At 64.4% G+C, this 24,127-nt stretch carries 22 protein-coding genes; 4 read left to right on the plus strand and 18 right to left on the minus strand.

What is annotated here, in order from left to right; translation table 11 throughout:
- Nucleotides 1–95: 95 nt before the first annotated feature.
- Nucleotides 96–1,832: an adenylate/guanylate cyclase domain-containing protein gene (locus tag NLM31_RS24080; RefSeq protein ID WP_254193896.1), complete on the minus strand. Its 1,737-nt coding sequence runs from the start codon at nt 1,830–1,832 to the stop codon at nt 96–98.
- Nucleotides 1,833–2,159: 327 nt separating this feature from the next.
- On the opposite strand from NLM31_RS24080, the gene NLM31_RS24085 reads away from it, so the two are divergent.
- The gene (locus NLM31_RS24085) at nt 2,160–4,346 is read left to right on the plus strand and encodes a lytic transglycosylase domain-containing protein (protein ID WP_254193897.1); all 2,187 of its coding nucleotides are present in this window, start codon (nt 2,160–2,162) and stop codon (nt 4,344–4,346) included.
- A gap of 84 nt (nt 4,347–4,430) precedes the next feature.
- Here the strand turns inward: NLM31_RS24085 and NLM31_RS24090 are convergent, their stop codons facing one another.
- The 3 genes from NLM31_RS24090 to NLM31_RS24100 are packed head-to-tail and all read right to left on the minus strand — an operon-like array spanning nt 4,431 to nt 5,359.
- Nucleotides 4,431–4,733 (minus strand): hypothetical protein, encoded by a 303-nt coding sequence (locus NLM31_RS24090; RefSeq protein ID WP_254131716.1) that lies wholly within the window; start codon nt 4,731–4,733, stop codon nt 4,431–4,433.
- Nucleotides 4,734–4,775: 42 nt separating this feature from the next.
- Nucleotides 4,776–4,964, minus strand: a complete 189-nt coding sequence (locus NLM31_RS24095) for a hypothetical protein (protein WP_254193898.1) — start codon at nt 4,962–4,964, stop codon at nt 4,776–4,778.
- A complete protein-coding gene (locus NLM31_RS24100; RefSeq protein ID WP_254193899.1) occupies nt 4,961–5,359 on the minus strand; it encodes a hypothetical protein in 399 nt (132 codons plus the stop codon). Before NLM31_RS24100 ends, NLM31_RS24095 begins: the two co-directional genes overlap by 4 nt.
- Before the next feature lie 694 nt (nt 5,360–6,053).
- Here NLM31_RS24100 and NLM31_RS24105 point away from each other — a divergent pair.
- From NLM31_RS24105 to NLM31_RS24115, 3 genes are all read left to right on the plus strand, one after another.
- The gene (locus NLM31_RS24105; protein ID WP_254193900.1) at nt 6,054–8,486 is read left to right on the plus strand and encodes a PAS domain S-box protein; all 2,433 of its coding nucleotides are present in this window, start codon (nt 6,054–6,056) and stop codon (nt 8,484–8,486) included.
- The gene (locus tag NLM31_RS24110; RefSeq protein WP_254131720.1) at nt 8,483–9,148 is read left to right on the plus strand and encodes a response regulator transcription factor; all 666 of its coding nucleotides are present in this window, start codon (nt 8,483–8,485) and stop codon (nt 9,146–9,148) included. Before NLM31_RS24105 ends, NLM31_RS24110 begins: the two co-directional genes overlap by 4 nt.
- Before the next feature lie 88 nt (nt 9,149–9,236).
- On the plus strand, nt 9,237–9,623 hold the full coding sequence (locus tag NLM31_RS24115; protein WP_254131721.1) for a response regulator transcription factor: 387 nt from the start codon (nt 9,237–9,239) through the stop codon (nt 9,621–9,623).
- Between the two features lie 51 nt (nt 9,624–9,674).
- On the opposite strand, the gene NLM31_RS24120 is transcribed toward NLM31_RS24115, so the two are convergent.
- From NLM31_RS24120 to NLM31_RS24185, 14 genes are all read right to left on the minus strand, one after another.
- A complete protein-coding gene (locus NLM31_RS24120) occupies nt 9,675–10,646 on the minus strand; it encodes a tripartite tricarboxylate transporter substrate binding protein BugD (protein ID WP_254193901.1) in 972 nt (323 codons plus the stop codon).
- A gap of 87 nt (nt 10,647–10,733) precedes the next feature.
- Nucleotides 10,734–11,975 carry a threonine synthase gene (locus tag NLM31_RS24125; protein ID WP_254193902.1) on the minus strand — a complete coding sequence of 414 codons (1,242 nt, stop codon included), beginning with the start codon at nt 11,973–11,975 and terminating at the stop codon, nt 10,734–10,736.
- A gap of 163 nt (nt 11,976–12,138) precedes the next feature.
- Nucleotides 12,139–13,560, minus strand: a complete 1,422-nt coding sequence (gene lpdA / locus NLM31_RS24130) for a dihydrolipoyl dehydrogenase (RefSeq protein WP_254193903.1) — start codon at nt 13,558–13,560, stop codon at nt 12,139–12,141.
- Between the two features lie 17 nt (nt 13,561–13,577).
- Nucleotides 13,578–13,781, minus strand: a complete 204-nt coding sequence (locus NLM31_RS24135) for a hypothetical protein (protein WP_309143701.1) — start codon at nt 13,779–13,781, stop codon at nt 13,578–13,580.
- 46 nt (nt 13,782–13,827) lie between these two features.
- Nucleotides 13,828–15,153, minus strand: coding sequence for a pyruvate dehydrogenase complex dihydrolipoamide acetyltransferase (locus tag NLM31_RS24140; protein ID WP_254193904.1), 1,326 nt, complete (start codon nt 15,151–15,153; stop codon nt 13,828–13,830).
- Nucleotides 15,154–15,215: 62 nt separating this feature from the next.
- Nucleotides 15,216–15,668, minus strand: a complete 453-nt coding sequence (locus NLM31_RS24145; protein WP_254193905.1) for a nucleoside deaminase — start codon at nt 15,666–15,668, stop codon at nt 15,216–15,218.
- A gap of 2 nt (nt 15,669–15,670) precedes the next feature.
- The gene (locus NLM31_RS24150; RefSeq protein WP_254131728.1) at nt 15,671–15,973 is read right to left on the minus strand and encodes a DUF5076 domain-containing protein; all 303 of its coding nucleotides are present in this window, start codon (nt 15,971–15,973) and stop codon (nt 15,671–15,673) included.
- A gap of 3 nt (nt 15,974–15,976) precedes the next feature.
- Nucleotides 15,977–17,359 (minus strand): pyruvate dehydrogenase complex E1 component subunit beta, encoded by a 1,383-nt coding sequence (locus NLM31_RS24155; protein ID WP_254131729.1) that lies wholly within the window; start codon nt 17,357–17,359, stop codon nt 15,977–15,979.
- 29 nt (nt 17,360–17,388) lie between these two features.
- Nucleotides 17,389–18,411 (minus strand): pyruvate dehydrogenase (acetyl-transferring) E1 component subunit alpha, encoded by a 1,023-nt coding sequence (gene pdhA, locus NLM31_RS24160; RefSeq protein ID WP_254193906.1) that lies wholly within the window; start codon nt 18,409–18,411, stop codon nt 17,389–17,391.
- A 253-nt stretch (nt 18,412–18,664) separates the two neighbouring features.
- The gene (locus tag NLM31_RS24165; protein ID WP_254131731.1) at nt 18,665–20,047 is read right to left on the minus strand and encodes a glycerophosphodiester phosphodiesterase family protein; all 1,383 of its coding nucleotides are present in this window, start codon (nt 20,045–20,047) and stop codon (nt 18,665–18,667) included.
- Between the two features lie 163 nt (nt 20,048–20,210).
- Nucleotides 20,211–21,728: an aldehyde dehydrogenase gene (gene adh / locus NLM31_RS24170; RefSeq protein ID WP_254193907.1), complete on the minus strand. Its 1,518-nt coding sequence runs from the start codon at nt 21,726–21,728 to the stop codon at nt 20,211–20,213.
- Between the two features lie 134 nt (nt 21,729–21,862).
- Nucleotides 21,863–22,822 carry a GAF domain-containing protein gene (locus tag NLM31_RS24175; RefSeq protein WP_254193908.1) on the minus strand — a complete coding sequence of 320 codons (960 nt, stop codon included), beginning with the start codon at nt 22,820–22,822 and terminating at the stop codon, nt 21,863–21,865.
- A gap of 200 nt (nt 22,823–23,022) precedes the next feature.
- Nucleotides 23,023–23,340: a septum formation initiator family protein gene (locus NLM31_RS24180; RefSeq protein WP_027529774.1), complete on the minus strand. Its 318-nt coding sequence runs from the start codon at nt 23,338–23,340 to the stop codon at nt 23,023–23,025.
- Nucleotides 23,341–23,544: 204 nt separating this feature from the next.
- Nucleotides 23,545–24,096 carry an NADPH-dependent FMN reductase gene (locus NLM31_RS24185; protein WP_254193909.1) on the minus strand — a complete coding sequence of 184 codons (552 nt, stop codon included), beginning with the start codon at nt 24,094–24,096 and terminating at the stop codon, nt 23,545–23,547.
- Nucleotides 24,097–24,127 lie beyond the last annotated feature (31 nt).

Genomic DNA, 24,127 nt, shown 5'->3' on the forward strand with positions numbered 1-24,127 from the left:
CCATTAAACGCCTCAAGGACAGCTAACCTAAGCCCGGGCATTAGGTCACGGCGAACATCGTTATAGAGTAGAACGAATTATTCGCGGACGGCCGGCTATTTGCTTTCCATTCGCCAGGCGCCGTCCCAATCGGCGGCTGGAGGGGTCGTCTCGAACTGCGCAATGCGGGCCAGCATGGTGCGCGACGGGCCGTCGCCGGGGGCATGCTCCAGCGCGGCGTTGAACGCGGCGCGTGCGTCGTCGAAGCGGCACGCGCGATAGGCGGCAAGTCCTTCGGCATAGTGCGCGCGCAAGCTTTCCTGCGGCTCGGCCAGCCCACCCGGCCGTCCCATCACCTCGAACACCGGTTGCGGCACGCTCTGCCCGACCACCGCGAGACGATCGATCTCGCGCAATTCGAGCCGCACTCCGATCACCTCGGCGGTCGCCTGCGAGATCAGAATGCGGGTACCGTAGACCTTGTTGACGGCCTCGAGGCGCGAGGCGAGGTTCACCGCGTCGCCCATCACGGTAAAGCTCATCATCAGCTCGGAGCCGATGCTGCCGGTCAGGACCTCGCCGGTGGCAATGCCAATGCGCAGATCGCACGGCACCGGCATGGCGCGGATGCCGAGCAGATCCGGCAATTGCTTCTGCAGCGCGGGCACCTGGTCGGCCATGTCGATGGCGGACAGGCCCGCGAGCAGCGCCTGCTCGTCTTCCTCGACAAAGGGCGGGCCCCAATAGGACATGATGGCGTCGCCGATATATTTGTCGATCACACCGCGGTTGTTCCGGATCGGCGCGGACATCACCGTGAAATAGTGGTTCATCACCTTGACGAGGCCGCGCGGGGTCATGCCCTCGCTCATCGAGGTGAAGCCGCTCATGTCGGAGAACATGATGGTCATCACCCGGCGCTGGCCGTCGATGGCGATCTCCGGCCGCTCGATCAGGCCCTGCACCACCTTCGGATCGATGTAGCGGCCGAAGGTTTCGCGGATGCGCTCGTTGTTGCGCAACTGCTCGATCATGCGGTTGAAGGCGGCCGCGAGCTCGCCGATCTCATCCTGGGTCGAGACGGTGATGTTCTTGTCGAAGCGCCCTGCCTCGACCTCGCGGGCTCCGGCCAGCAGCAACCGCACCGGACGGGTGATGCCGCTGGAGACCAGCAGCGCGAAGGCAAATCCGACCACCGCCGCGAGGATGGTGACGATGCCGGAGATGATAATCGCCTTCCGCTGGTGGCCGACCACGGTCGACGTCGAGGCATAGACCTGCTTGAGCATGTCGGCACGAATGCCGTCGATCCTCTGGTTGAACTGGTCGCGCAGCGCGTCGAGTTGCTCCAGCGTGCCGCGCGCCTCCGGCATCTGCTTGGCATCGATCTGCTTGAGCAGTTTTGCGTGCGCCTCGCTCATGCCATGGCGCAGCTCTGAGACGGCGGTCTCGATACGGGTGTCGATCCGCGCCAGTGCGGCATTGTCCGAGGGCGTCCTGGTATCGTCGATGATTGCGTTGATGAGCTTGCGCGCGGCCGAGGTCTCCTCCTCGATCCTGCGGTCGGCTTCCTCGAACTCTTTCAGCCGAGCAGCGTACGCCTCCTCATCCGGAGCTTCCTGCATCTTCATCATGACCATCCGCCGCAGCGCCACCGACCGCTCCAGCGAGCGGATGTTGGCCCGCGCGAGATCGCCATAGGCCGGGATGTAGCGATTGGTCAGCTCGTCCAGGAGAACGCCGACCTGGCTCGACATCACCATCGACAGGATCGAGGTGATCAGCATCAGGACGATCAATCCGAGGGCGATGCCGACGATCTTGCGCCGGATCGACTGGTTGAAGAGCGGCATGAGGTGCGGGCAAAGGCTGAGATGAAGGATCTGTGGAACTCAATACACCGGATTTCGGCCCGGGAACACGCGCAATCGGGCCATTCGCGGCGCCAAGAGCCGCCAGCGACCGTCGCGCGAGGCCCATTCGTTAACAAAGGTTAAAAAGGCCCTGCTCTATCCCCCGTCGCAGAGGTTCCCGCGCTCCATCCGTATTTTGCCGCATTGTTGCGACAGCGTGAGGAATACGAAACGATGCTGAGTCATCGTTTGGGGGTCGTCTTTGATTCTCGAGCCGCATGTCGTCGCGGACTTTGGTTTGTACTGGTTTCGCAGGGGGACCACGCAATGAACCAGTGCCTACGCTCGCTCGCGTGTGTCGTTGCCGTGGCCGCCTTGGCCCTCCTTCCCACCGAGCTGACGGCAAAGAGCAGTCATAAATCATCCGCGTCGAAGAAGACGCATGAGGCCAAATCCGGCGGCAAGCCGCGGCATGCAGCAAGCGGCAAACACGGCAAACACGCCGAGGCCAAGCGCAGATCGAAGAAGCAGGACGACGAGCCCGCGGACAAGCCCGCGCCGCCTGCGCTGACCGGCGACCTCGCCGCGCTGAAAGACGCCTTCGACCTCGCGCGCAAGGGCAAGACCGATGATGCGAGCGCGGCCCGCGACCGCATTGCCGATCCCGCCGGGCAAAAGCTCGCCGACTGGTTCATGCTGCGCCATTCCGAGAGCACGGCACCTTTCAAGCGCTACGCGGCCTTCCTCGCCGCCAATCCGGATTGGCCGAGCGCGGCACTGCTGCGCCGGCGCGCCGAGGCGCGGCTGTGGCAGGAGAAGAGCGACGCGGCGACCGTGCACGCCTTCACGATGGACCGGCCGACCAGCGCCAAGGGCAACTTCGCGCTGGCGCGCGTGCTGCTCACCGAGGGCGACAGCGACCGGGCAACGCGTCTGGTGCGCGAGGCCTGGCGCTCGGAGGAGCTGTCCGAACGTAGCGAGGAGGATTCCTACACAGCGTTCCGCGATCTTCTCACCGCTGAGGATCATCGCGCCCGCATGGACAAGCGCCTCGGCGCAAAGGACTACGCCGGCGCAAGGCGCGCGGCCAAGCGGCTCGGCGAAGACTCGCTCGCGATCGTCAAGGCCTGTGCCGCGGTTAACGGCAAGGAGAACAAGGCCAAGGACTATCTCGACGACGTGTCGGCGGATGCCCGTCGCGATCTCGGCTATGTCCTTTGCCGTGCACAGTGGCATATCCAGAAGGACCGCATCGACGATGCGGCCGAATTGATCCTCGCTGCGGCCCCCGACACCATGGCGGCGCAGGATACCGATGCCTGGTGGCGCGAGCGCCGCCTGCTGGCGCGAAAACTGCTCGACCAGGGCAAGTTCAAGACGGCGTATGACGTGGTGCGCGCGGCCGTGGTGCCCGCGATGGAGGTCTATCGCGTCGACTATCACTTCATGTGCGGCTGGATTGCGCTGCGCTATCTCGACGATCCCAAGACCGCGATGATGCACTTTGCGGCCATCGACGAAGGCTCGCCCAATCCGCTCGCGCTGTCGCGCGCACATTACTGGCGCGGGCGCGCGGCCGAGGCCATGGGTGCCGCAGCCGACGCGCGCATGAGCTACACGGTCGCCGCGCGCTATCCGACCGCCTATTACGGCCAGCTTGCCCGCGCACGACTTGGCCTCGAGGGGCTAGAGCTGCGGGCCCCCTCACCCATGCTGGCCTCCGCCGACACGCCGGCCGCGGACGAGCGCGTCCGCGCCGCCGACATGCTGTACGGCATCGGCGAGCGCGACACGGTGTACTACTACGCCGAGGATTTCGCCAAGGAGGGCACCGACGTCGCGGCGCTCGAAGCGCTCGGGGAGCTCGCCGGCCGACGCAACGACGCGCGCGTCATGCTCGAGGTCGGCAAGTCGGCGCTGGCGCGCGGGCTCGCGCTCGACCACTACGCCTTCCCGACCATCGGCATTCCCGAACACAAGCAGGTCGCGCCCGCGATCGAGACCAGCGTGATCTATTCGGTCGCTCGCACCGAGAGCTCGTTCAACCAGCGCGACAAGTCGGCCGCCAATGCGGTCGGCTTGATGCAGGTCACGCCGGAAGCTGGCCGCGACACGGCAAAGCGCTTCGGCCTGACCTATGACTGGGACAGAATGGTCTCCGATCCCGTCTACAACACGCAGATGGGCGCAGCCGAGCTCAGCGCATTGCTGTCGGAATATCGCGGCAACCAGATCATGACCTTCGCCGGCTACAATGCCGGCCGCGGCCGGGTGCGCGAATGGGTGCAGGCGCACGGCGACCCCAGAGACCCCAAGATCGATCCGGTCGACTGGGTCGAGCGCATCCCGCTATCGGAGACGCGCAATTACGTCCAGCGCGTGATGGAGAACGTGCTGGTGTACCGCGCCCGCTTCGAGCCCAGCGGCATGGTGGCCGGCAAGGACGTCCAGCGTGTCACGGCACAAGACGTGAATGCGGCTCCGACGGCATCGGCCGCAGCCCCCGCGCCCTAGGCCCGCACCGCCGGGGCTGGAACGCGGCGCAAGGGCTGGACGGGTGACTGCGGCCGACGGTTCTGCGCAGCCGGCATCGTGGGGTTAGCCGTCACCTCCTTCCATGGTCAGAAGGTCGTGCGCGCGCAGATAGACCTCAGTCAGCGAGCGCGAGAGCGCGCTCATCTGCATCATCAAGCTCCAGGCCGAAATGGCCGTGAGCACCGATATCGCCTCGAGCGAACCGCGGTAGGGAGCGAATATCCCCATGGTTGCCTGCTGCCGGTAGCAGTCATAGTCGCAATAGCGCGCCTGCATCGACGCATGCCGGAGATAACTCGCGCCCAGCGGCCGGGCGCAGGCGCTACAAGCGGCGCCCGGGCGAGGTGTTTCCTGGTTGACGAGCATGAATCTCAAAATCGTGTCCTCTGTTGCCGCCTCGGCCGGTTCTCAAGACGCCGCTCGCGCACGCTCCCCGAACGGCACCAAGGCTTCGTGATGAAGCGCGTAGCATTCGTGGTCGCAGTAGGGCAGCAGCGTTCGCACGTCGCGCAAATAGCCGCCGCTGATCTCCTCGCAACACCACAGACAGAACGTCTTGCGGAATGGGGTCCTGCCGTTCACCAATACGAACCTCACGTGGCACCTCCCAGCGCGAAGCAATAGACCGTATCGACCAGGGAAGCGGATGGCGGCGGCGCGCAAAGATGGTTGCGGCCGTCGGGATTGTCCCTGTTTCGCTCGACTTTCTGGGCCGGGACCAGGATGTATTTCCCGTCCTCCCGGCGCCGCGCATAAATCTTGCCGTCGACGTAGCGGATCTCGGTCGGGTAGCAATCCGCGCTGTTGCAGCAGCTCATCACCGGATTGTCCGGCATGTGCCAGCTCGAATAGAACTTCTCGTGGACCAGTTCGTCTTGAGGCGGATGGTGGCGATGTGCGGCGTCCTGTCCAGCCTCCTCGGCCTTCACGCCCGTGATCAGGGGAAGCGGCAGCGCGACCGCGAGGAGGAGCTTGCCGACACCGTTCAACACGCAGCCTCCTCGTTTAAAAGTTTCCCTGTGAAGCGGTCTTTGCGGCCCGCTCTCACGCCGTCTGAAATCGGAAGAGCCAACGCCGGTCTTGCTCACGGCGCTCCCTGAAATGGTCGAGACATTTCCTCGAGCAGAGCGGCGTTCGCCAGGAATAGTATCGGATCAGGCCAAACTTCCCTGCACAGACGGCACATCCCTGTGCGTCAGGACGGCGCTCGGAGTATTCGGACCTATCGCACATCATCCTCTCCTCTTGGCCTCTCGTGGGTCCTCGTGCACTGAGGCACGGTCACCACGGTCGTCACGGAAAATGCGGCTTCTCAATCGCGACCTGCCAATTCATCCGGCAGGTCAGAGTGGCGGAGGCAGAGCTCGGCTCTTTGGGTGCAACACACCGAGCATCCCGGCAATTTGTGCTCCGCAATCGACTCCTCTCGATTGGACTTACCCTAGGCCGCGTGCATCGGATCGCTCAATTGTACGGAGGTAAATGCACGCTAGAACTAGGGATGCGCGAGCTATACGTAGGTTTGTCCCGTAGTTTTCCGGACCCACGCAACGAGACGGCGCAAGGTGCGCGAGCTGCACGGCCGCCGCGAGTTTTGTGCAAGGTCCGACTTTGGCCGGAGGGAATTGCCCCTGTTGTGGCAAAGTGCTCTACTCGCATTGCCTACAGCGCGCCGGGACGGCTGCGATGATGTCTGGCCAGATCGCAAAACTTGGGAATTCGGCCGCACAATTCCTGCTCGGCGGCCTCGCGGCGCTTCGATCATTCGGCAGCGGCGAAAAGGCCAAGGCCGCGCGCGGAGAAGACTCCCGGCAAGACACCGATCTGCGCGACGCCATGAAGCAATGGCGCGAGGTGTTCGAGCACAATCCGGTCATGTACTTCATGGTCGACCCGACCGGAACGGTCCTCAACGTGAACACGTTTGGCGCCGCACAACTTGGCTACACGACGGCCGAACTGATCGGCCAATCCGTGCTGAACGTCTTCTTCGAGGAAGACCACGACACCGTCCGCCACTGCGTCGCCCTGTGCCTGGAGACAGTGGACCAGCCGCACACCTGGGAGATTCGCAAGATCCGGAAGGATGGCTCGGTCCTCTGGGTCCGTGAAAACGCGAAGGCCATGTTGCGCGGCGACGGCAGGCCCATCGTGCTGGTCGCCTGCGAGAACATCACCCAACGCAAGGAGGCCGAGGATGCGCTGCGGCGAAGCGAGGCCTATCTCGCCCATGCGCAGGAACTGAGCCACACCGGCAGTTTCGGCCTCAGCCTCGTGACGGGCGAGGCCGTCTGGTCAAGGGAGACCTTTCGCATCTTCCAATGTGACCCGGCGACGAAGCCGACCCTTAACTTCGTCTTTCAGCGCATCCATCCGGACGATCGCGACAGGGTCAGACGGACCCTTGATCGGGCTTCCCTCGAAGCGGAGAATCTCGACCACGAATATCGCCTGCTGATGCCGGATGGATCGGTCAAATATCTCCATTCCGTGGCGCGCGCGGTGCGACACCTATCCGGGCGCATCGAATTTGTCGGGGCCATCACCGATGTCACGATTGCAAAGGAGGCGGAACAGAGGCTGCGTCGCAGCGAGGCCTATTTGGCCGAAGCCCAGCGCCTCAGCCATACGAGCAGCTGGTCGTGGGACGTGCGCCGTCAGGAGTTCGCCTACAGATCGGCCGAGCTTTACCGCCTGTTCGGATTTGAACCGGACCAGATCGACCTCCCGGCACGGGATTTCCAGCAGCGCATCCTGCCTGAAGACTTTCGGCGGATCGCCGAGGTGGAACGTCAGGCCGTCCGGCAGCGAGAGCCCTTCCAGATCGACTTTCGGATTGCGCGTCCGGACGGCTCGATCAGACGCGTCCACTCGGAGGGCCATCCCGTCATCGGCAGCGACGGTGAGGTGACGGAAATCATCGGCACGCATGTCGACGTCACCGAGCAGGTCGCCGCCAAGGAGGCCCTGCAAAGGGCATTCGACGAGCTAAAGACATCCGAGCAGCGATTCCGCGACTATGCCGAAACCGCGTCGGACTGGTTCTGGGAGACCGGGCCGGATCACCGTATCACGCACATATCGGAACACGCTGATACGTCCTCCGCCGCGCCGACGGGATTGATCGGCCTGACGCGTTGGGACATTCCGCCCGATGCCGAACTCGAGCCCGAGAAGTGGGAGCAGCATCGCCTGGCGCTCGATGCCCATCTTCCGTTCCGCGATCTCGTCTACCGCAGCAGAGATCTCAACGGACATCCCATCTATGTGCGCACCAGCGGCAAGCCGTTCCACGATGCAAGCGGCAGTTTTCTCGGCTATCGCGGCGTCAGCAGCGACGTGACGGCGGCGATCCGCGCCGAGCAGGCCGAGGAGGCGCTACGTAAGGCGCAAGCCGAGCTGACCCATGTCACGCGCGTGACGACACTCGGTGAACTCACCGCCTCGATTGCCCATGAAATCACCCAGCCTCTCGCCGCGGTGATCTCCAATGCGGACGCCTGCATCGGCTGGCTTGGCCGCGAGCCTGCCGATCTGACGGCTGCACGCCGTTCCGCGGAATGGATCGTCGAGGACGCCAACCGGGCCAGCGAGGTGATCCGCCGGATCAGGGCGCTAGCGAAGAAGACCGAGATCGAGGTGATTCCGCTCGACATCAACGAGGTCGTCAGGGAGGCCGTGGCGCTGGTTCGGCGCGAGCTCGCCACCCATGCCGTATCGGTGCGAATGGAGTTGGCGTCCGACCTGCCCAGGATTTGCGGCGACCGGATCCAGCTGCAGCAGGTCCTGATCAACCTGCTGATGAACGGGATCGAGGCCATGCAGGCCAATATCGACCGCCCGCGCGAGCTGGCGATCCGCTCCGGCCATGCGGACGAAGACGGCGATCGCCGCCTGCTCCTCACCGTGACGGATCGTGGCGTCGGCCTCGGCAAGGACGTGACGGATCGTATCTTCACGCCGTTCTTCACCACGAAATCGGGCGGCCTGGGCATGGGCCTCTCGATCTGCCGATCAATCATCGAGGCTCACGCAGGACGGCTTTCGGCCTTCCCCAACGAAGGGAGCGGAGCAACTTTCCAGATCGCCCTGCCCTTGCCGCACAAGGACGCATCGTGACTGATCATGGCAAGCAAGCGCAGGCGAATGCCGATGAGCCGATCGTTCGGATCGTCGATGATGATCCGTCGATGCGCCGCGCGCTCACCAATCTCTTTCAATCGGTTGGTCTCAAGGTCGAAGCCTTCGGCTCAGCGGCGGAGATCATGGAGGCCAAGCCGCCGGCGGTCCCCAGTTGCCTCGTGCTCGACATTCGCCTGCCGGGCTCGAGCGGCCTCGACCTTCAGGCCGACCTCGCCAAAGCCAACATTCACACACCGATCATCTTCATCACCGGTCATGGCGATATTCCCATGACCGTCCGGGCCATGAAGAGCGGCGCCGTCGATTTTCTGACCAAGCCGGTACGCGACCAGGACATGCTGGATGCGGTGCAGGCTGCGCTCGAACGGGACCGCAAGCGGCGCGACGCCGAGAAATCGGTCTCGGGCGTGCGATCCCGTTTCGAGGGCCTGAGCGCGCGCCAGCGCGACGTCCTCAGTCTGGTCGCGTCCGGCCTGATGAACAAGCAGGTCGCCGCCGAGCTGGGATTGGCCGAGATCACCGTGAAGATCTATCGCGGGCAGATCATGCGGAAAATGGGCGCGAGGTCATTGGCCGATCTCGTCAGAATGACCGACGCGCTCGGAATCCCACGCACAAGGGGAAACCTGCAAACCTAAGTATGCTTTCCAATCTCGCTCCGGGGGCCCACTTTCCGGTCGGCGGCCGTGCCACGGCCGGAGGCTCCCCCAATCAGGAGCGATCATATTGTCATTGTCTTCAATTATTTCCGTCATTGATGATGATCCGTCCGTTCGCCTTGCGACGAACAACCTCCTGACGTCGCGGGGATACACGGTCTACACCTTTGGCTCCGCTCACGAATTTCTCCAATCCGGCAAAATCGACACGATCGCCTGCGTGATCGCGGATGTGCAGATGGCGGTCATGAGCGGCGTCGATCTCCTGATGCATCTGCGCGACCTTGGGCATCTGACGCCGTTCATCTTCATGACAGCTTTTCCCGATGATGATGTGCGCGCCCGCGCGCTGAAGGCCGGCGCGATCTGCTTTCTCGCCAAGCCGTTCTCCACGCCGACCCTGCTGCAATGCCTGGAGACGGCGCTCTCGGCGCCTGGAAAAGCCGCGACCTGATGATGTGGCCGCGACCTGGCGGCCACCCACGGCGGGAAACTCCGCGTTGCGTCAATCCACCGTGATGTTGGCGGCCTTGATGATCGGCCACCATTTTGCGATCTCGGCCTTCTGGCGGGCGCCGAGGGCTTCGGGCGTGAGCTGGTCCTGCGGCGTCATCTCCAGGCCCTGGCTTTCGAGCTGCTTCTTCACCGCGGGATCGTTCAGCGCTTCCACGGCTGCGGCGTTGAGCCTGGTCACGATCTCCTTCGGCGTGCCCTTGGGCACCCATAGGCCCGACCATAGCGTCATGTTGAAACCCTTCAGCCCCGCCTCCTCCGCGGTCGGGATGTCAGGCGCCGACGACAGGCGCTTGTCATCGGTGATGGCGTAGGCACGGATGGTGCCGGCGCGAACCTGGTTGATGGAGTTGGAGGTCTGGTCGACGATGACGTCGATCTGGCCGGCGATCAGATCGTTCAGCGCGGGTGCAGTGCCGCGATATGGTACGTATTGCAGCTTGATGCCGCTGACGCTCTCGAAATAGACGCCGGCGATGTGGCTGCCCGAGCCGGCGCCGGCCGTGCCGGCCGTTGGCGGCGATGGCCGCGACTTGAGCCAGGCCAGGAGCTCCTTCAGCGAGGTCGCCGGCACCGCGTTCTTGCTGACGACGATCATCGGATTGCTCGGCAGCAGCACCACCGGTTCGAGATCGGCGACGAGGTCGTAGTTGAGCTTGTAGACGGCGCCGTTGGCGACGTGGGTGCCGAGATGGCCGAACGAGATGGTGTAGCCGTCCGGCGGCGAATGCACGGCACGCCCAACCCCGATCGAGCCGCCGGCGCCGGTGACATTCTCGATCACCAGGGCTTGGCCGAGCGACTGGCGCATCCGCTCGGCGAGCACGCGTGCCATCGCATCCGAGGGGCCGCCGGCCGCGAAGGGCACGATGATGGTGATCGGATGCGACGGATAATCGTCGGCGCGCACGACGCCGGTGAGAGCGAGAATGCCGATCAGCCCGGCCCAGACGGCCTTCTTCATTGTGTTCTCCCCGACGATGTCGTTTTTGTTTTTATCTCTTCCCGCGTACGGGAAGAGAGGTCGTTCGTGAAGAGACGAAATGACGCGCTAGAACTGCGTGTAGTCGATCGGCTTGTGGCGATCGAGCGTGCGGGTGACCGGCGGCAGCGGATACTTCAAGCCGGTCGCGCAGTTGAACAGCATCACGCGATCGGTCTTGCTGACGCGGCCGTCGGCGAGGCTCTCCTTGTAGGCGGCGTAGGTCGCAGCACCTTCGGGGCACAGCAACAGCCCCTCCTCGCGCGCCACTTCGTTCAGCGCCGCCGAGATCTTGTCGTCGTCGACCGCGATGGCAAAACCCTTGCTCTGCCGCACCGCGCGCAAAATCAAAAAGTCGCCGATCGCCTGCGGCACGCGGATGCCGGATGCGATGGTGTGGGCGTCCTCCCAGCGCGTCGCGTGCTCAGTGCCGGCGTCATAGGCGCGCACCATCGGCGCGCAGCCGGAGGCCTGCACCGCGACCATGCGTGGGCGCTTCGAACCGATGAAGCCGATCTTCTCCAGCTCGTCGAAAGCCTTCCACATGCCGATCAGTCCGGTGCCGCCGCCGGTCGGATAGAAGATCACGTCGGGCACGTCCCAATTGAGCTGCTCGGCAAGCTCGAGGCCCATCGTCTTCTTGCCTTCGATGCGGTACGGCTCTTTCAGCGTGGACGTATCGAACCAGCCAACCTTGGCCTTGCCCTCGCCGACGATCTTGCCGCAATCGTCGATATAGCCGTTGACGCGGTAGACGGTCGCGCCCTGCAGCTCGATCTCGCTGACATTCACCTCGGGCGTGTCGGCCGGGCAGAAGATCGTGGTCTTGATGCCGCAGGAGGTCGCGTAAGCCGCGAGCGCCGCGCCGGCATTGCCGTTGGTCGGCATCGCCATATGCTTGATGCCGAGCGCCTTGCCCATCGACACCGCCATGACCAGGCCGCGCGCCTTGAACGAACCGGTCGGCAGGCGTCCCTCGTCCTTGACGATGATCTCGCCGCCACCGAGCTTCTTAGCCAGCTTCGGCAGCCGGATCAGCGGTGTGGTGACTTCACCGAGCGAAACGATGTCCTTGCATTTGCGCACCGGCAGCAGCTCGCGGTAGCGCCACATGTCGGCGGGGCGCTGCGCCAGCGCGTCCTTGGTCAGCGCCTTCTTCACGCCCGCGAGGTCGTAGCGCACGAGAAGCGGCTTGCCGGCCTTGGAGAGGTTGTGGACCTGATCGGCCGCGTAATGATCACCCTCCATCGCGCATTCGAGATGGGTGACGAAGGTCGGGCGTTCGATGGTCAGGTTGTCGTTGTCTTGCATGGGTTCATTCCCTTTTTGTTGTTGTGATGTATTCTCTGACCGTCACCCTGAGGTGCCGGAGCGTAGCGGAGGCCTCGAAGGGCGACGAGCCCGGCTGCTCGATCTGGGCCGTGCATCCTTCGAGGCTCGCTTCGCGAGCACCTCAGGATGACGGGTTTGATGCTTAGATGTTCAACACCCGCCCGTAGGCATCCAGCACGGCTTCCTTCATCATTTCCGACAGGGTCGGGTGCGGGAACACGGTGTGCATCAGCTCTTCTTCCGTCGTCTCCAGGTTCATGGCGACGACATAGCCCTGGATCAGCTCGGTCACTTCGGCGCCGACCATGTGGGCGCCCAGAAGCTGGCCGGTCTTCTTGTCGAAGATCACCTTGACCAGACCCTGGTCCTCGCCGAGCGCGATCGCCTTGCCGTTGCCGACAAAGGGGAAGCGGCCGACGCGGATCTCGCGGCCACTCTCCTTGGCCTTGGCTTCCGTCAGGCCGACCGAGGCGACCTGCGGATGGCAGTAGGTGCAGCCCGGGATCATGTTCTTGTCCATGGGGTGCGGATGCAGGCCCTTGATGGCCTCGACGCAGATCACGCCCTCATGCTCGGCCTTGTGCGCGAGCATCGGAGGACCGGCGACATCACCGATGGCGTAGATGCCGGGAATGTTGGTCTTGCCGTAGCCGTCGATGACGATGCAGCCGCGATCGGTCTTCACGCCGAGCTTTTCGAGGCCGAGATTCTCGATGTTGCCGACAACGCCGACCGCCGAGATCACGCGCTCGAACTCGGTGGTGACGGGCTTGCCCTTGCCGTCGTCGATGGTGGCGACGACGCTGTCGGCCTTCTTCTCCAGCTTCGTGACCTTGGTCGAGGACATGATCTTGATGCCCTGCTTCTCCAGCCGCTTGCGCGCGAGGCCCGCGATCTCCGCGTCCTCGACGGGCAGGATCTGCGGCAGCACCTCGACGACGGTGACGTCGGAGCCCATGGTATGGAAGAACGAAGCGAACTCGATTCCGATCGCGCCGGAGCCGACCACCAGCAGCGACTTCGGCATCCGCTCCGGCACCATCGCTTCAAAATAGGTCCAGACCAGCTTCTTGTCGGGCTCGAGCCCCGGCAGCACGCGCGGCCGCGCGCCGGTCGCGATGATGATGTGCTTGGCCTGATAGCTCCCCTCGCCCAGCGACCCCTTCGGGCCCTCGACGTCGGACTTCTTCACGGTGACCTTGCCGGGCGCGTCGATCGAGGCAGCGCCCCAGATCACGCTCACCTTGTTCTTCTTCATCAGGAAGCCGACGCCGTCGTTGAGCCGCTTCGAGACGCCGCGCGAGCGCTGCACCACCGCCTTCGGGTCGAACGAGACGTTGTCGGCCGACAGGCCGTAGTCCTTGGCGTGCTGCATGTAGTGATAGATCTCGGCCGAGCGCAGCAGCGCCTTGGTCGGGATGCAGCCCCAGTTCAGGCAGATGCCGCCGAGATAGGATTTCTCGACGATCGCGACCTTGAAGCCGAGCTGGGCGGCGCGGATCGCGGTGACATAGCCGCCGGGGCCGGAGCCGATGATGATGACGTCGAAGGATGTATCGGCCATGGCGGCTCCCGTTCAACTTAAGAAGTTGCGCCGCGGGCGCGGCGTCTGGAAATTAAAAACCTGACCAGCCATTCGAGCGCGACGATGAAGGCCAGGATAGCCAAACCGATGAAGAAGATCGGCTGGGAGATGTTTCGCGAGAGCTGCTCGCCGGAGAGAAACGCGTCGTGGATGACCTCGCGGCCGATCGGGCTGACGAGGATCGCGATCGCGAGCAGCACTGAAATCCAGGGCCATCGCGTCCGCATGCACCTCGCCCTCCCCGCGTCAGACCATCATCATCACGGGGTTCTCGATCAGCTGCTTGAAGGCGCCGATCAGCTCGGCGCCGAGCGCGCCGTCGATGGCGCGGTGATCGCAGGACAGCGTCACGCTCATCATGTGGGCGATCTCGATCTTGCCGCCGCGCACGACGGGGCGCTCCTCGCTGGTGCCGACCGCGAGGATCGTCGCGTGCGGCGGGTTGATCACCGCGGTGAAGTGGCTGATGCCGTACATGCCGAGGTTGGAAACGGCGGTGGTGCCGCCCTGGTATTCCTCGGGCTTCAGCTTGCGCGAGCGGGCGCGCGCGGCAAAATCCTTCATCTCGTTGGAGATGGTCGAGAGCGTCTTGGTCTCGGCCTTGCGGATGATCGGCGTGATCAGGCCGCCCGGCATCGCCACGGCGACACCGACGTCGGAATGGTGGTGCTTGACCATGCCGCTTTCGGTCCAGCTGACGTTGCAGTTCGGAATCTTCTGCAGCGCGACGGCCATCGCCTTGATGACGAAGTCGTTGACCGAGATCTTGTAGAGCGGCTTCTTCTCCTTGTCCTTTGGCGCGGCCGCGTTGATCTCCTCGCGCGCAGCCATCAGCTTGCCGATGTCGCAGTCGATCGTGAGGAAGAAATGCGGGACGTTCTGGATCGAGGCGGTCAGGCGCTGCGCGATGGTGCGGCGCATGCCGTCATGCGGGACGATGTCGTAGGAGCCCGGCTCGAACAGCGACAGGATCTGCTTGTCCGACATGGTCGGTGCGATCGAAGGCGCGCCGGCGGACGGCGCCGCGGCGGGCGCCTTGAGGCCCTTGCCGGACTTGGCCTGCTCGACGTCGCGCGCGACCACGCGGCCATGCGGGCCGGTGCCGGTGACCATGCCGACATCGATGCCGGCTTCCTTGGCGATACGGCGGGCCAGCGGCGATGAGAACACGCGGCCGCCATGGCCGTTGCTCTGTGCGGCGGGAGCAGCAGCCTGCGGCGCAGCCGCGGCGGGCGGCGCAGCCTTGGGCGCGGCAGCAGGAGCTTCAGCGGCCTTGGGCGGCGCGGCCGACGCGCTGGGCTTGGCGGCGCCCGCGGCCTTCACGTCCTCGCCTTCGCCGGCGAGCACCGCGATCACGTCGTTGACCGGGACGTCCTGCGTGCCCTCCGGCACGAGGATCTTGGCGATCGTGCCCTCGTCGATGGCCTCGACCTCCATAGTGGCCTTGTCGGTCTCGATCTCGGCGATGACATCGCCGGATTTGACCTTGTCGCCTTCCTTCTTCAGCCACTTGGCGAGGCTGCCCTTCTCCATCGTCGGCGAAAGAGCGGGCATCAGGATGTTGATGGGCATGCTGACCTCACGAAGAACTTCTCAAAACGTCGTCTTCGAAAGTGAAGACGAACAGACCAGGTTTAGTTGCCGATGTCGCCTTGCCACAGGCGCTCATTGGCAGGGATGGAACGCCAATTCTTCATCATGGTGATGGAGCGATCGTCGGCAAGGTCGATCCAGGGAATCCCGAACTTGTCGAGAATGTCCTTGGACCCCTCGAAGGTGACGGATTCTCCGATCACCACGAGCTTGACCTTGAACAAAGCGAGCGCGCCGGCACACATCGAGCATGGCGACAGCGTGGTGTACATGACGGTGTCGTGGAACGAGATCGCACCGGCCTCGCGCAGACAGCTCATTTCGCCGTGCAGGATCGGATTGTTCTCCTGCACGCGGTTGTTGTGGCCGCGGGCAATGATCTTGTTGTCGCGCGCCAGGACAGCGCCGATCGGCAGGCCGCCTTGCGCGATCGAGGCCTCCGCTTCGCGGATCGCCTCCAGCATGAGATCGTAGTGGTGGGATTCGACAGCCACGGTCAGTGCCCCTTTGCCCGCGGCGTCGTGGTGCCGGTGTCGGTCGGCCGCTCGATCTCGGCCTGGAACATCTCGAGGATCCGGCCGAGCGCGTCCTCCTCGCTGTATTCGCTCTCGCGCGCATAAGCGCGCGCGGCGTGGCGGGCGAGATCGACGAGCAGCAGGCCCCACATGTCGGGCTCCTCGAAGGCACGCTGGAACGCCATCGACAGCCCGCCATCCAGCACGAACACGCGCAGGATCTCGACCGCATCGTCGCGGGCGATGACGTCGGGCGGCAGTGGCTGCTCCTTCGGGCCCGACATGGCCTACCTGTAGCAGACGGCTTTGGCGGCCTCGACCACTTCCGCAGCCGAAGGCAGTGCGAGCTTCTCCAGGTTCGCGGCGTAGGGCATCGGCACGTCCTTGCCGGAGACACGCGCAACCGGCGCATCGAGGTAGTCGAACGCGTTCTCCATGATGCGCGCGGCGATCTCGGCGCCGACGCCGCTCTGGGCCCAGCCCTCTTCCACCGTGACGGCGCGGCCGGTCTTCTTGACCGAGTTGATGATGGTCTCGGTGTCCATCGGACGCAGCGTGCGCAGGTCGATCACCTCGGCCTCAATGCCCTCCTTGGCGAGCTCGTCGGCCGCCTTCAGCGCATAGGTCATGCCGTTCGACCAGGAGATGATCGAGACATGGCTGCCGGCGCGCACGATGCGCGCCTTGCCGATCGGGACGATGAAATCATCGAGCTTCGGCACCTCACCGGTGTGACCGTACAGCACCTCGTTCTCGAGGAAGATCACCGGATTGGGATCGCGGATCGCGGCCTTGAGCAGGCCCTTGTAGTCGGCGGCCGAGAACGGCGCGACGACCTTCAGGCCCGGGACGTTCGAATACCAGGCCGAATAATCCTGGCTGTGCTGGGCGGCGACGCGCGCAGCCGCGCCGTTGGGCCCGCGGAACACGATCGAGCAGCCCATCTGGCCACCGGACATGTAAAGCGTCTTGGCCGCGGAGTTGATGATCTGGTCGATCGCCTGCATGGCGAAGTTGAAGGTCATGAACTCGACGATCGGCTTCAGGCCGGTCATCGCGGCGCCGACGCCGACACCGGCGAAGCCGTGCTCGGTGATCGGTGTATCGATCACGCGCCTGGCGCCGAACTCCTGAAGCAGGCCCTGGGTGACCTTGTAGGCGCCCTGATATTCGGCGACCTCTTCGCCCATCACGAACACGTCGGGGTCGCGGCGCATCTCTTCAGCCATGGCGTCGCGCAGCGCTTCGCGGATGGTCTGGGTGATCATCTCGGTGCCGGCGGGCACCTCCGGATCGGGCTCGGCGACGGCCTGCGGCGCAGGCGCGGCCTTCGCTGCGGGCGCCTCGGCCTTGGCAGCGACGGGTGCAGCAGCCTCCGCGGCCGGTTTTGCCGGCGCAGGTGCTTTCGCGAGATCGGCCGCGCTCTCGCCGTCGGCAAGAATGGTCGCGATCGGCGTGTTCACGGGAACGTCGGCGGTGCCCTCGGCGATCAGGATCTTGCCGAGCGTCCCCTCGTCGGTCGCCTCGACCTCCATCGTGGCCTTGTCGGTCTCGATCTCGGCGATCACGTCGCCGGACTTGATCGTCTCACCCTCTTTTTTCAGCCATTTGGCGAGGTTGCCCTTTTCCATCGTGGGCGACAACGCGGGCATCAGCACTTGAATTGGCATATCGACTCCAAAAGAAAGCTTGCGCGCGTTCAGCGGTAGATATCGGTCCAGAGCTCGGCGGCATCCGGCTCGGGATCATGCTGGGCAAAGTCGGCAGACGCGTTGACGATGTCGCGCACCTCGGCGTCGATCGCCTTGAGATCGGCCTCGCTCACCTTGGCGGCCAGCAGGCGGTTGCGCACCTGCTCGATCGGGTCCTGGTCGTGACGGACCTTCTCGACCTCCTCGCGCGTACGGTATTTCGCAGGATCGGACATCGAGTGGCCGCGATAGCGGTAGGTCTGCATTTCAAGGATAAAGGGGCCCTTGCCGGCGCGGCACCAGGCCGCCGCCTCCTCGCCCGCCGCCTTGACGGCGCGGACGTCCATGCCGTCGACCTGCTTGCCGGGAATGTTGAAAGAAGCACCGCGCTTGGAGAAATCCTGCTGCGCCGAGGCGCGCGAGACCGAGGTACCCATGGCGTAGCGGTTGTTCTCGATGACGAAGATCACCGGCAACTTCCAGAGCTCCGCCATGTTGAAGCTCTCATAGACCTGGCCCTGGTTGGCCGCGCCGTCGCCGAAATAGGTGACGCTGACATTGCCATTGCCGCGATAATTATTGGCGAAGGCGAGACCAGTGCCGAGCGAGACCTGCGCACCGACGATGCCGTGGCCGCCGTAGAAATGCTTCTCCTTGCTGAACATGTGCATGGAGCCGCCCTTGCCCTTGGAATAGCCGCCGCGGCGCCCCGTCAGCTCGGCCATCACGCCGTTGGCCTCCATGCCGGTGGCGAGCATATGTCCGTGATCGCGATAGCCGGTGATGACCTGATCGCCCTCCTTCAGGGCCATCTGCATGCCAACTACCACGGCCTCCTGGCCGATATAGAGGTGGCAGAAGCCGCCGATCGCGCCCATGCCATAGAGCTGGCCGGCCTTCTCCTCGAACCGCCGGATCAGGAGCATGTCGCGGAGCGCCTTCAGCTCCTGCTCCTTGGTGAACTCCGGGGGCGAACCGCCGTTGGTCTTGTCCTGCTCAGCGCTTGCGGCGGCTTTCTTGGGTGCGGCCATGGGAATTCCGGGTCAGAGAAATCTAGGTCCTCTCTAACCTAACTCAATCGCGTGTGAAAGCACCGCAGCGGCATGACGCGACTTTCATTATGCCGCACTGCAACGTGGCCGAAATTTTGCAAAACCTTTGGCGCGGATCAGGCAACATTTGCTCCGCGCCAACGAGAGCTCTGCACGCAGACGAGGCAACGACATCGGACACGCATATCTCGGGGCGCTGGGCCCCGATGCCTGTTCGATTCGTACCGGGCGACTACCAGCCGAGTTCGCGCAGATAAGCCGCGCGGGCGGCAACGCCGGTATGGGTGAAGTCGGTGAAGACCCCATCGACGCCGAGACGGAAGAATTTGAGATATTCCAGAGCGGGATCGGCGTGATAGTCGGCCGCGAGATATTTCTTCTCGTTGCGGAACGTGAAGACGTGGACGAACAGGCCGAGCTTGTGCGCGTCGGCGATCAGGCTGGTTGCCTCCTGCGTCGATGCCTCCGGCGTCGAGCCCTTATAGGGCGTGCCGTCGGCATTGGTATCCTTCCACGGCGCGATCTTGAGCGGAACGATATAAGCCTTCCACGGACCGATGCCATCGGCATAGGTCTTGATCTCGGCAAGGCCCGCAGGCGTCAGCATCGCATCATAAAGGCGCGCATCACCGGCCACCGTCCAGTCGAACGGACGGGAATTGGTGATGTTGTTGAGCAGGACCCTGCCGGTCTTGAAGTCGATGCCGTTGCCGTCGACGAGCTGGACCTGCCGCGTCTCCAGGCCATGGCTGCGCATATATTTCAGGCTGCCGGGCTCGAAGCTCTGGACCAGGATCGGCGCGTCCTTGGTGTTGAGGCCGTTGTCCTTGATGATCTTGATCAGGGCATCCTCGAGCGGATGGCTGCCGGGCGCGCCGCAGCCATTGGCGATGGCCTGGGCATTGTTCCAGGTCGGGTTCTTGGTTTCCGGATAGACCAGGATCGACCGCCCGGTCTCCTTGCTCTTGGCCTTGGCGATGTCGAGGATGTCCTGGAAGCTGATGACCGGGAATTTGCCGTTGAACAGCTTCGGCCGCTCATTGGCCGCATCGTAGGTGGTGCCGCCGATCCATTCCTTCAGCTCGGCCATGGTGAAATCGGTGATCGACCAGTCGTTGGTGTGATCCTCACCGTCGACGATCAATGACTTCAGCACCGATTTGGGATCTGCCGGATCGGTGAGATCGACGAGATAGTCCGTGGGCGTGCCGGCAGCAGCCGGTGCCTTGACGCGCACGCCGGGCACCGTGCGCTTGCGGGCCGCGACCGCCGCATTGGTCTTGGCCACCTCGGCCACGTTGGTGTTGTCGGCGAGCCAGGGGTTGTGGCGTGCAACCAGCACGCAATCCTTGGTGAGGTGAAGGTCCTCTTCGAGCGCGTCGGTGCCGAGCGCGGCGGCGAGGTCATAGGAGGCCTCGGTCTCTTCGGGCACCAGTCCCGGCACGCCGCGATGTCCGAGGATCAGCGGCGCCTTTCCGTCGACGGTCAGGAAAGGTTTGGCGCCTGATGGCGCCGCCTGCGCAAAGGCGATCGAGGGTGCAAGCAACGCCAGGGCCGCCGCGCCGAGCAGCAATGCTCCGGTATGAATCTTCCGCTGCAAGGGATTGGTCGTCATGGCCGCGCCTCCGTCTGTGCCTGGCATCGCACTTTGTGCGATCGGGGCTGTCGTCTTGTCTCAAGACTCTGACAGATGGATGACGGCGGGGCGAGCGGTAGCCGATGTACACAGGCGGCGCCGCGATGACGCCGCCTGTGCCTTCCCAATCGAAACCTGCCGACTAGAAGAAACCGAGCTTCTTCGGGCTGTAGCTGACCAGCAAGTTCTTGGTCTGCTGGTAGTGGTCGAGCATCATCTTGTGGGTCTCGCGCCCGACGCCCGACTGCTTGTAGCCGCCGAACGCGGCATGGGCGGGATAGGCGTGGTAGCAATTGGTCCAGACCCGGCCGGCCTGGATCGCCCGGCCGAAACGGTAGCAGCGATTGGCATCGCGGCTCCAGACGCCGGCCCCGAGGCCGTACAGCGTGTCGTTGGCGATCGCGAGCGCCTCGTCGTCAGTCTTGAAGGTCGTGACGGAGACGACGGGACCGAAGATCTCCTCCTGGAAGATCCGCATCTTGTTGTGGCCTTCGAACACCGTCGGCTGGACGTAGAAGCCGCCGGCGAGATCGCCCGTGAGCTCGGCGCGCGCACCGCCCGCCAGCACCTTGGCGCCCTCCTGCTTGCCGATGTCGATGTAGGAGAGGATCTTCTCCAGCTGGTCGTTCGAGGCCTGCGCGCCGATCATGGTGTCGGCGGCGCGCGGGTCACCCTGCTTGATCGCGGCGACGCGTTTCAGCGCCCGCTCCATGAAGCGGTCGTAGATGTCGGCGTGCACGAGCGCGCGGCTCGGACAGGTGCAGACCTCGCCCTGGTTCAGCGCGAACATGACGAACCCCTCGATCGCCTTGTCGAAGAAATCGTCGTCTTCGGCGGTGACGTCGTTGAAGAAAATGTTCGGCGACTTGCCGCCGAGCTCGAGCGTGACCGGAATGAGGTTCTGGCTGGCATATTGCATGATCAGCCGGCCCGTTGTGGTCTCACCGGTAAAGGCGATCTTGGCGATACGCGGGCTGGAAGCGAGCGGCTTGCCGGCCTCGAGGCCGAAGCCGTTGACGATGTTGAGCACGCCCGGCGGCAGGAGATCGCCGATGATCTCGGCCCAGACCATGATCGAGGCCGGCGTCTGCTCGGCCGGCTTGAGCACCACGCAATTGCCGGCGGCAAGCGCAGGCGCGAGCTTCCAGCAGGCCATCAGTAGCGGGAAGTTCCAGGGGATGATCTGGCCGACGACGCCGAGCGGCTCGTGGAAATGATAGGCGATGGTGTCGTGGTCGATCTCGCCGATCGAGCCTTCCTGGGCGCGCACCACGCCGGCGAAATAGCGGAAGTGATCGATGGCCAACGGCAGGTCGGCGGCGCGGGTCTCGCGGATCGGCTTGCCATTGTCCCAGGTCTCGGCAACCGCGAGCCGTTCGAGATTCTCCTCCATGCGGTCAGCGATGCGATTGAGGATCGCGGCGCGCTCGGCGACGCTGGTGCGTCCCCACGCGGCCTTGGCGGCATGGGCGGCATCGAGGGCCGCCTCGACGTCCTGCGCGTCGGAGCGCGCGATCTTGCAGACGATCTTGCCGGTCACCGGCGAGGCGTTGTCGAAATACTTGCCAGAGTGTGGGGCGACGAATTTGCCGCCGATGAAATTGTCATAGCGTTCGGCGAACGGACTCTGGGTGACGCCGAGGAATTCTACCTTGTTCATTGATCACTCCCGATGTTGATGTTTGCGCAAATCGTCGTGTGTTCACGACTTGCGCCGACGATCTCGCGAGAGGTGATTTCTGTCAGCCCGGGCGGGAGCGATGGCCGGGCCGACCTGTCGCAGTTCTGCGACAGTCAGTGCTTCAGCTCGAACCGATTCAGCTTCCGGTGCAGCGTGGCGCGGCTGACGCCGAGGGCTTTTGCGGCGGCCGACACGTTGCCGCCGGCCCGCAACAATGCTCGCTGCAGCACCGCGCGCTGCCCGCCAGCGAGATGGTCTTGCGCAGGTTCGCCGCCGAGCAGGTCGGCCGCAGGCATCGGCTGCAAGGGGCGGCCCGGCGCAATCCCGAGCCCCGCCCTCGCCGTCCGGGTCGCACCGATCACGAGATCGTCCGCATCGACCGCGACGAGTCCGATGGACTGGCCGTCCGCGCCTTGCGTCAGCACGATGCGGGCATGGGCGAAAGCGCGGCGAAACATATCGGCCTCGATGCGCTTCGCCGCATCGCCGGCCGCCAGCGCGATCAGATTGGAGAAGGCGTCGGTGCGGTCGGCGCGGCAGGAGGAGACATCGAGCACGCCGGCAAAGACCGCCTCGTGGTCGTAGATCGGAACCGCCGTGCAGCTGAGCAGCGTGTTGCGCGTGAAGAAATGCTGATCGCGGTCGATCGTCAGTGGCCGCTGCTCGACCACGCAGGTGCCGATGCCGTTGGTACCCTCGTGCTCCTCGCTCCAGAGCGCGCCGGTCCACAGGCCCCATGATTCAAACGTCGCGTCGTCGGCCGGCGTGCCGCGGCGATCGACCGGGACCCCCTCACCGTCTGCGAGCAAGACGCAGCAGCCGGCGGCACCGACCGCCTGATAGAGCCGGTCCATGGCGCCCTGCGCGGCGGCGAGCAGCGGTGCGATGCGCTCGCGCGCCTGCCGCAACTCGGCCTCGCTCAGCCGCAGCGGCAGGCCGCGGCCAGCGGGATCGAGGTGATGCAATCGCGACGAACGGCGCCACGAGGCCACGAGCGCGGAGCGAGCCGCCTGGCCTGATGCAATGGCGGCTTCGACACGAGCCGCGTGATGCCGGGGCATTGACCCATCCATCACCGTTTCCTCCGGAAGGCAGTCTAGGCGGCGCCTCGCACAACCCGATTGATCTCCGTCAACCTTCGGCGGCATGGCGCCCGGACAAGGAATGCCTGCCCCGCCATATCGGCGTCAAGGCGGCAACCGGGCGCGGCTCTACGACTTTCGGAACAAGTGGGAACGGCTTTCGCGCGCCGTTTCGGATGCAGCGGAAAACGCTAGTTTTGCGGGATCATCCGAACGAGATCGTGCGGATTGACATAGTCGAGCTGGAACCGGGCCCGCTCGTCCAGCATGTCAGGATCGATCTTCTCGGTGCGCAAGAGCGAGACACGCTGCTCGCTCCGGGCGCGCTCGCGCTTGAGCTGCGCCAGTTCGCTGGTCAGCGCGATGATCTCCTGGTCGAGCTCCTGGCGGGCGTTGAGGCCGTATTTGCCGGTATAGGCGTTGACCCCGAAATAGCCGACGATGGCGGCCGCCATCGCATAGAGGGCAAGACCGGTCAGGATCGATTTCAGGCGCGCGCGGGAGACCATTTTGGCAAGATGGGCCAGCTTGGTTAAGGGACTGCTAACCGCCCCTACCCGATCGGCCCAACGGCCGCCAGACCCTCATGGTGAGGAGGCGCGAAGCGCCGTCTCGAACCATGAAGGCCCAACTGCCCCGCGGCCATCCTTCGAGACGACCGCTACGCGGTCTCCTCAGGATGAGGACTGAATTTGCGGCCGCGGGCGGTTAGATCAGCCGTGATGCTTGGCAACGTGCGCTGCGTAGGCGTCGATATAGGCCTGGAGGACGGGCTTGAGCGACTCCTTGGTCAGATTGCCTTCGGCATCAAAAGCATCGCCGACGGCGTTCAAATAGATCTCGGGCTGCTGCAGGATCGGGCCGGCAATGCCCGGCAGTATGTTCTGCAGCGTCTTGGCGGCGCTGACGCCACCGAGCGGGCCCGGCGAGTTCGAGATGATGCCGACCGGCTTGCCGTTGAACGAGCTCTTGCCATAGGGGCGCGAGGCGACGTCGATGGCATTCTTCAAAACGCCCGGGATGGCGCGGTTGTATTCCGGGGTCACGAAGATGACGCCGTCGGACTTCTGCAGCTTCTCGCGGAAGGCCAGCCAGTCGGCGGGCGGTGCACCCTCGAGGTCCTGGTTGAAGAAAGAGATGCCCTCGAGCGTCACGACCTCGAGCTTGAGAGACGCCGGCGCGAGCTTGGTGAGCGCCTTGGCGATCTTGAGCGAGAAGCTGTCCTTGCGCAGGCTGCCGGCGATCACGACGATGTTGTAGGCCATCAGATTATCCTTGGTTTGTCCTTGAAACCCC

The organism is Bradyrhizobium sp. CCGUVB4N, assembly GCF_024199945.1.
GTDB lineage: Bacteria > Pseudomonadota > Alphaproteobacteria > Rhizobiales > Xanthobacteraceae > Bradyrhizobium.